General features: G+C 36.4%; 4 protein-coding genes. All 4 read right to left on the minus strand.

Annotation, left to right across the window (positions count from 1 at the left end; all coding sequences use genetic code 11):
- The coding region (gene nuoL, locus C0430_RS05705) for an NADH-quinone oxidoreductase subunit L (protein ID WP_290866409.1) at positions 1 to 1797 on the minus strand (1797 nt) is incomplete at its 3' end.
- A 6-nt stretch (positions 1798 to 1803) separates the two neighbouring features.
- Positions 1804 to 2124, minus strand: coding sequence for an NADH-quinone oxidoreductase subunit NuoK (gene nuoK / locus C0430_RS05710; RefSeq protein ID WP_290866411.1), 321 nt, complete (start codon positions 2122 to 2124; stop codon positions 1804 to 1806).
- A 1-nt stretch (position 2125) separates the two neighbouring features.
- Complete coding sequence (locus tag C0430_RS05715) at positions 2126 to 2665, minus strand: NADH-quinone oxidoreductase subunit J (RefSeq protein ID WP_290866413.1); 540 nt, start codon at positions 2663 to 2665, stop codon at positions 2126 to 2128.
- Positions 2665 to 2904: 4Fe-4S binding protein (locus C0430_RS05720; RefSeq protein ID WP_290866414.1), on the minus strand; the 240-nt coding region annotated here is incomplete at its 5' end. The genes C0430_RS05715 and C0430_RS05720, both read right to left, overlap by 1 nt.

Raw genomic sequence — 2904 nt, forward strand, 5'->3', positions numbered from 1 at the left:
ATGGATTCTTTTTCCTTGCAAAGCGATTTCATTGGTTACTTTTCCTAATCCAAAAACCATTGCTGATAAAGTGGTTTCCACAGTATCTCTAAAGAAACTGGAAAGTACATTGACTGGTTTTACGAAAATAGCATCGTAAGCCTCGTCAACATAATATTTGTTGTATAAAACTTTCGAAACACCAGTGATTTCTGCATCTTCACTTGGTATTGAATTGTCTTTCAAATATTTTTTGTAGGCAATTCCAATTCCGATTAGAGCTCCAATTGTGGCAATCGCCATCAACATATATTCGGTAGTTCCCAAGGTGTGTGCTTCGTGAGCCACTTTCGAAAATAATGGAGATAGATATTCGTTCAACCAACTGTGTCCCGGCAGACTAATAATTCCACCGAAGAAAGACAAAATTGCCAAAATAATTAAAGGCACAGTGATTAAACTTGGGCTTTCGTGTAAATGATGTTTTTGCTCTTCGGTTCCTCTAAACGAGTTGAAAAAAGTCAAATATATTAATCTAAACATGTAGAAAGCTGTCATAATGGAAGCAATCGATCCAATAACCCACAAGGCTTTGTTTTCGTGAAAAGCTGTCATCAAGATTTCGTCTTTTGACCAAAATCCTGCCAATGGAAAAATACCGGCAATGGCCAATGAAGCAATCAACATCGTGATAAAAGTTATTGGCATCGCTTTTTTCAAACCACCCATTTTACGCATGTCTTGTTCGCCGTGCAAACCGTGAATTACAGAACCGGAACCCAAGAACAAACAAGCTTTGAAGAAAGCGTGTGTGATTACGTGGAAAACGGCCACTTCATAAGCTCCCAATCCCAAAGCCAAGAACATTAATCCCAATTGTGAAACTGTAGAATAAGCCAATACTTTTTTGATGTCATTTTGAACCAAGGCAATTGTTGCGGCAACCAAAGCGGTTACAGCACCAACAATGGCAATTATATTTTGAACACTTGGCGCCATATCAAACAAGAAGTTCAATCTTGTTATCATAAAAATTCCCGCTGTAACCATCGTCGCAGCGTGAATCAATGCCGAAACCGGCGTTGGTCCAGCCATCGCGTCAGGCAACCATGTATATAATGGAATTTGTGCTGATTTTCCAGATGCTCCAATGAATAAAGCTAGAGCTGCAATGGCAATCCATAAATCATTGATATCGCTTGCTGATGTAATTGTAGTTCTTAATGTTGTAAAATCCAAAGTATTGAATAATGAACCAACGATAAAAATTCCAACCAAGAATCCTAAATCACCAATTCTGTTCATAATGAACGCTTTTTTGGCGGCATCATTAAAATCTTGGTTTTTGTACCAAAATCCGATTAACAAGTAGGAGCAAAGACCCACACCTTCCCAGCCAATGAACATCATTAGCAAGTTGCTTCCCATTACTAACGTAATCATGAAGAAGATGAACAGGTTTAAATAAGCAAAAAACGAATGCATTTTTTCGTCATCGTGCATGTAACTGATGGAATACAAATGAATCAACGACCCAATTCCAGTGACGAACAACAACCAAAGAATGGACAATTGGTCTATAAGAAAACCAAATTTCACGTCGAATCTTTCTATCGAAATCCAATCAAATAAATTAACGACAATTGGTTCTTGGCCTGCGTTTCCGAAAAGATATAAAGTTACCGCAAAAGAAACTACGACGGAAAGTGTTCCCACAATTCCAACAACGCTTTTGCCTGCTTTTTTACCCAGAAAAACATTAAATAAAAATCCTAAAAAAGGAGCTAACAGTAAGACTAAAACTAAACTTGTATCCATTGAAGATTATCCTTTTAAATTTTTTAAATTCCCAACATCAATTGTACCCATATTCTTGAATATTGAAACTAAAATCGCCAATCCAACGGCAACTTCCGCAGCAGCAACAGCCATCGAGAAAAACACGAAAACTTGTCCTTGTGCATCTTGATGATAGGTCGAAAATGCCACAAACAAAAGGTTGACAGCATTCAACATTATTTCGATTGACATAAATACGATGATTGCATTTCGTCTGTACAACACTCCAAAAACGCCAATACAAAAAAGTATTACGCTCAGGAAGATGTAATTTTCGATACCAACTTGATTCAAAATATTATTCATGTTATTTTTCTAATTTTTCTTTTTTAGACAATAAAACTGCGCCAATCATGGCTACCAAAAGCAATACCGAGGCAAATTCAAAAGGCACCATATATTCGTTCAACAGTACTTTGCCCAATACTTTTATGGATTGATAGTCTTCGCCAGTTGTGGTGTATTCGCCAACAATTGGTTTCGAATTGATGAAAATGGCTATCAAGACCAGACACATCAAACAAAACAAAACTATTGCCCCCAATCGAGTGATTCTTGGTTTATAAACTTCATTTTCTTTGTTCAAGTTCATTAACATTACCGTAAACAAGAACAAAATCATGATTGCACCTGAATACACAATTACGTGAACTATGGCAAGAAACTGTGCGTTTAACAATAAATAATGACCTGCTATGGAGAAGAAACAAATCACTAAATAGATGGCACTATGGATTGGATTTCTGCTGTAAATTGTTAAAAATGCCGTGGCTAATGTGATAACAGACAGTACACAAAATAAAATTTGTATAAGTGTTGCATTGGCAAAATCAGGGATATGTATCATTAGTTGACGTTATTAAGTTGAGCATTTCTAATTGCAATGTCCAAAGGCATTACCAATTTGTCTTTTCCATAAATAAAATCTTCCCTGTCATAATTCGCTTGAACTAATTCCTTGGAAATAGTCAAATAAATGGCGTCTTTTGGACAAGCTTCTTCACACAATCCACAAAAGATGCAACGCAACATGTTGATTTCATATATCTCGGCGTATTTTTCTTCACGGTACAAATGTTTCTCGTT

Origin of the sequence: Flavobacterium sp. (genome assembly GCF_013823965.1) — a bacterium.
In the GTDB taxonomy this organism is placed as follows: domain Bacteria; phylum Bacteroidota; class Bacteroidia; order Flavobacteriales; family Flavobacteriaceae; genus Flavobacterium.

Coding starts and splice junctions, on each gene's coding strand:
- nuoK (WP_290866411.1), bottom strand. CDS start 2,124: ATGAATAATATTTTGAATCAAGTTGGTATCGAAAATTACATCTTCCTG.
- C0430_RS05715 (WP_290866413.1), bottom strand. CDS start 2,665: ATGATACATATCCCTGATTTTGCCAATGCAACACTTATACAAATTTTA.